General features: G+C 59.8%; 5 protein-coding genes. 3 read left to right on the forward strand and 2 right to left on the reverse strand.

Features of this window, described 5'->3' with window-relative positions; translation table 11 throughout:
* From ACIP1X_RS27585 to pdeM, 3 genes are all read left to right on the forward strand, one after another.
* On the forward strand, positions 1–733 hold a 733-nt coding region (locus tag ACIP1X_RS27585), incomplete at its 5' end, for an ABC transporter ATP-binding protein (RefSeq protein ID WP_400755849.1).
* Between the two features lie 191 nt (positions 734–924).
* The gene (locus ACIP1X_RS27590; RefSeq protein ID WP_400755850.1) at positions 925–3414 is read left to right on the forward strand and encodes a ligase-associated DNA damage response DEXH box helicase; all 2490 of its coding nucleotides are present in this window, start codon (positions 925–927) and stop codon (positions 3412–3414) included.
* On the forward strand, positions 3411–4067 hold the full coding sequence (gene pdeM / locus ACIP1X_RS27595) for a ligase-associated DNA damage response endonuclease PdeM (protein ID WP_400652494.1): 657 nt from the start codon (positions 3411–3413) through the stop codon (positions 4065–4067). The genes ACIP1X_RS27590 and pdeM overlap by 4 nt, the downstream gene beginning before the upstream one ends.
* A gap of 119 nt (positions 4068–4186) precedes the next feature.
* Here pdeM and ACIP1X_RS27600 read toward each other — a convergent pair whose 3' ends face one another.
* Positions 4187–4396 carry a hypothetical protein gene (locus tag ACIP1X_RS27600; protein ID WP_053117770.1) on the reverse strand — a complete coding sequence of 70 codons (210 nt, stop codon included), beginning with the start codon at positions 4394–4396 and terminating at the stop codon, positions 4187–4189.
* A gap of 107 nt (positions 4397–4503) precedes the next feature.
* Positions 4504–5070, reverse strand: a complete 567-nt coding sequence (gene dcd, locus ACIP1X_RS27605) for a dCTP deaminase (RefSeq protein WP_053117768.1) — start codon at positions 5068–5070, stop codon at positions 4504–4506.
* Positions 5071–5317 lie beyond the last annotated feature (247 nt).

Genomic DNA, 5317 nt, shown 5'->3' on the forward strand with positions numbered 1-5317 from the left:
AAGCTTTGGCGACCATCTGGTGCTCAATGGCGTTTCGCTCATGGCCATGACCGGCGACGTGATCTGCCTGTTCGGCGCCAGCGGCTCGGGAAAAAGCACCTTTTTGCGCTGCATCAACTTTCTCGAACAACCCAACGACGGCGCCATGAGCCTTGATGGCCAGACCATCCGCATGGTCACCGACCGCCACGGCATGCACGTCGCCGACGCCGATGAACTGCAACGTTTGCGCACGCGACTGGCGATGGTGTTCCAGCATTTCAACCTGTGGAGCCACATGACCGTGCTGGAAAACATCACCATGGCCCCGCGCCGGGTGTTGGGTTGCAGCAAGCAGGAAGCCGATGATCGCGCGCGGCGTTATCTGGATAAAGTTGGTTTGCCGGCGCGGGTGGCGGATCAGTACCCGGCGTTTTTATCGGGTGGTCAGCAACAACGCGTGGCGATTGCCCGGGCACTGGCGATGGAGCCTGAGGTGATGCTGTTTGATGAACCGACGTCGGCGCTTGACCCCGAGTTGGTGGGCGAAGTATTGAAGGTGATTCAAGGGCTGGCCGAAGAAGGCCGAACCATGATCATGGTCACCCACGAGATGAGCTTCGCCCGCAAAGTCTCCAGCCAGGTGCTGTTCCTGCACCAAGGCCTGGTCGAAGAAGAAGGCGCCCCCGAAGACGTGCTCGGCAACCCGAAAAGCGAACGCCTGAAGCAATTCCTCAGCGGCAACCTGAAATAACGCCATACACAAATCACCCCTGTGGGAGCGGGCTTGCTCGCGAAGGCGGTGTGTCAGCCAATAATTCTTTAACTGACACACCGCCTTCGCGAGCAAGCCCGCTCCCACAATGGATGTTCACTACAAAAATCAAACTTGTCCGCCCGCGCCGTGGTCTCTGGAAGAACCCCTCCAGAGCGCGCGCAGCCGGCATGGCGAAATCTCTCGACCTCGCAAAAATCTGGTTCAGCGCCCGCGACTGGAAGCCCTTCGCCTTTCAGAAACAGGTGTGGGCGGCCGTCAAAAACGGCGAATCCGGTCTGCTCCACGCCAGCACCGGCGCCGGTAAAACCTATGCCGTATGGTTCGCCGCCCTCAATCGATTCGCCAAAACCCTTCCCGTCGATGCGCCGCCACGCAAACGCAAACAACCTGCCGAACCGCTGACCGTGTTGTGGATCACGCCGATGCGGGCACTTGCCGCCGACACCGCGCGCGCCCTGCAAACACCCGTCGATGACCTGCAAATCCCGTGGAGCATCGGCCTGCGCACCGGTGACACCAGCAGCAGCGAACGTGCGCGGCAGGGTCGACGTTTGCCAACCACGCTGATCACCACGCCGGAAAGCCTCACGCTGCTACTGGCCCGTGCCGACGCACAGACCGCGCTCGCTTCGCTAAAGATGATCGTCGTCGATGAATGGCACGAATTACTTGGCAACAAACGCGGCGTGCAGCTGCAACTGGCGCTCGCTCGTTTGCGCCGCTGGCAGCCTGATCTGATCGTCTGGGGGGTGTCCGCCACGCTCGGTAATCAATCCCACGCCGAACACGTGCTGATCCCACAGGGCGGCGGCGTGAGTATTCAGGGACAAAGCGAAAAAACGCTGAAGGTCGACACCCTGATCCCACCGTCCATTGAGCGTTTTCCGTGGGCCGGGCACATCGGTCTGAAGATGCTCCCGCAAGTCGTCGCCGAACTCGATGCCTGCGCCAGTACGCTGGTGTTCACCAACACCCGGGCGCAATCGGAAATCTGGTATCAGGCATTACTGGAAGCTCGGCCGGACTGGGCCGGACTGATTGCGTTGCATCACAGTTCACTGTCTCGCGACACCCGTGACTGGGTCGAAAAAGCCTTGAAGGATGGTTTGTTGAAAGCGGTGGTCTGTACGTCGAGTCTGGATCTCGGTGTGGATTTTTTACCGGTCGAACGCGTGCTGCAAATCGGCTCGGCCAAAGGCGTTGCGCGTTTGATGCAGCGTGCCGGACGCTCCGGTCACGCACCGGGACGCACCTCGCGGGTGACGCTGGTGCCGACCCACAGTCTTGAACTGATCGAAGCCGCTGCCGCGCGCGACGCCGTCGAACAACGGCGCATCGAACCGCGCCTGTCGCCACATCAATCGCTGGACGTGCTGGTGCAGCATCTAGTCAGCATGGCGCTGGGTGGCGGATTTTTACCGGATGAGCTGTACGAAGAAGTCCGCACGGCGTGGGCTTATCGCGACCTGACGCCTGCGGATTGGGCGTGGGCGCTGGCTTTCGTACGCCATGGCGGGATGTCTCTGACAGCCTATCCGGATTATCGCCGGGTCGAACCGGATGAGCACGGCGTGTGGCGCGTGCCCGATGCGCGACTGGCGCGGCGGCATCGCATGAGCGTCGGCACCATTGTCAGCGATGCGAGCATCAACCTGAAATTCTGGAGCAAGGGCGGCGGTGGCAAGCAGCTCGGCAGCGTCGAAGAAGGCTTTATCGCCCGACTGAAACCCGGTGATGGTTTTCTGTTCGCCGGGCGTTTGCTGGAGTTGGTGCGGGTGGAAAACATGACGGCGTACGTCAAACGCAGCACCGTGAAAAAAGCGGCAGTGCCACGCTGGAATGGCGGGCGGATGCCGCTCTCCAATGAACTTGCGCAAGCGGTGGTTGCACGGTTTAGTGCGGCCGCCGAAGGTGAGTTCGTCGGCCCGGAAATGCAGGCGCTGCGCCCGCTGCTTGAGACTCAGGCACGTTGGTCAGGCTTGCCGACGGTTAATAATCTGCTGGCGGAGGTGCTGAAATCCCGCGAGGGCTGGCACCTTTTCCTCTATCCGTTCGCCGGTCGCCAGGTGCATCTGGGGCTGGCGAGCCTGTTGGCGTGGCGCGTCAGCCAGCGCCAACCGGTGACCTTTTCCATCGCGGTGAATGATTACGGGCTGGAGCTGCTCAGTGCCACGCCGGTGGATTGGTCGCAGCACCTCAATGCCGAGCTGCTCGACCCTGCGGATCTTTTGGCTGATGTGCTCGCCAGTCTCAATGCCGGTGAATTGGCCTTGCGCCGTTTTCGCGAAATCGCCCGAATCGCCGGGCTGGTATTCGCCGGCTATCCCGGCGCGCCGAAAAGTACCCGGCAGGTGCAGGCTTCGAGCGGATTGTTTTTTCAAGTGTTCAAACAATATGACGCCGACAACCTGTTGCTCGCCCAGGCCGGGGAAGAAGTCCTACGCGAAGAACTGGATATTCGTCGGTTGGAACAGACACTGGAGCGGATCAACGGGATGAAACTCGATGTGCATCAAATCAAACGTCCTACGCCGCTCGGGTTCCCGCTGCTGGTGGAACGCATGCGCGAAAGCATGAGCTCGGAAAAACTCGCCGACCGGATCAGGCGCATGGTCGGTGATCTGGAGAAGTCTGCCGACAACGGTAAATCGTCATGAACGCGGCGTATCCCGTGCGTTTGGCCGGCGAGGAGTTGTGGCTGCTACCGGAAAAGGCGCTCTACTGGCCAGCGCAAGAGGCGTTGTTGATCGCTGATGTGCATTTTGGCAAGGCAGCGGCCTATCGCAGCCTCGGACAACCGGTGCCCCAGGGTACGACGGCGAGCAACATCGCGGTGATTGACCGGTTGTTGGCCGTGCTGCCGTGTCGGCAACTGATCTTTCTGGGGGATTTCCTGCACGGGCCGGGCTCGCATGCGGTGGGTACGCTGAATGCGCTGGCGCAATGGCGTGAGCGTCATGCGGATCTGCCGATGACGTTGATTCGCGGCAATCACGACAAACGCGCAGGGGATCCACCGGCGTCGCTGAACATTCGCGTGGTGCCGGAGCCGCTGCTCTTAGGGCCGTTTGCGCTTCAACACGAGCCTGATCCGCACCCGGAACGGCATGTATTGGCCGGCCACGTCCACCCGGTTTACCGGTTGTTTGGCAAAGGGCGGCAAAGTTTACGATTAGCCTGTTTCAGACTGGGCGAGCGAATCAGTCTGCTACCGGCGTTCGGAGCGTTTACTGGCGGCTATCCGGTCGAAAAAGATGAGCAATGCCGAATCTTCGTCACCGGCGACAACGAAATCTGGCCCATCAACTGATCACACCCTGCCCTTGTAGGAGCAAAGCTTGCTCGCGAAAGCGTCCGTCCATTCCACACCAATAAATCAGACAGATCACTTCGCGAGCAAGCTCTGCTCCTACAAAGGCAGGTAATTAATCAGGCAACTGGCGCCGGTGGTGGCTCGTCCGGAAGCGTTGGCTCGCCCGGCTCGGTCGGTTGCTCATTGGGGGTATCTGGATCAGGCTGACCAGGAATTCCGCCGGCCATGTTGATAGGCGGGTGTGCCAACAAGGACCAGGCCAATACGCCAATCTGATTGGGCTCAAGCCTTGCCAGTTCGGCAGTGATATGCGGATCGATCTTCATAAAGCACTCCTCGGCGAAGGCCCGCATTTGCTGAAACAAAAACGGGCAGTACACCCCATAGAGTGTCTGCCCGCCAAAGAATTCCCGGCATCCGCCGGATGGACGACTCAGGTACGTGGCAGCGTTACGCCACGTTGGCCCTGGTACTTGCCGCCGCGATCCTTGTAGGAAACTTCACATTCTTCATCGGATTCGAGGAAGAGCATCTGTGCCACGCCCTCGTTGGCGTAGATTTTCGCCGGCAGGTTGGTGGTGTTGGAGAATTCCAACGTCACGTGACCTTCCCACTCAGGCTCGAGCGGCGTCACGTTAACGATGATGCCGCAGCGTGCGTAGGTACTTTTACCCAGGCAGATGGTCAATACGTTGCGCGGGATGCGGAAGTATTCAACGGTGCTGGCCAGGGCGAAGGAGTTCGGCGGAATAATGCAGACATCACTGTGGACGTCGACGAAGCTGCCCGGATCGAAGTTTTTCGGATCGACGATCGACGAGTTGATGTTGGTGAACACCTTGAAATGATTGGTGCAGCGCACATCGTAGCCGTAGCTCGAGACACCGTAGGAGATCACTCGGCTCTCGTCGCTGCCGCGCACCTGGCGCTCGACGAAAGGTTCGATCATGCCGTGTTCCTGCGCCATGCGGCGAATCCACTTGTCCGATTTGATGCTCATGGCGGGGTGTCCTGAATAGCGAGGTGGAAAAATTCTGTCCGGCATCTTACCGGGCGCGCCGCCCTCTTCAAAGTGCGCGCTGCAATTCTCGCCGAACACCCCGTATTTACGCGCGCTGGCGACGAACTGTCACACCGTCGATCCCTAAATCACAGAAACCTTCGCAAGAAGCATTGGCACGTTCCGGAAAAAGGGTTAAGGTGGCGCCACTGTGCTGCTTGTGTCACTGAGAATCTCTACACGATAT

This window comes from Pseudomonas sp. NPDC088885 (assembly GCF_044750025.1).
Taxonomy (GTDB): Bacteria; Pseudomonadota; Gammaproteobacteria; order Pseudomonadales; family Pseudomonadaceae; genus Aquipseudomonas; species Aquipseudomonas rustica.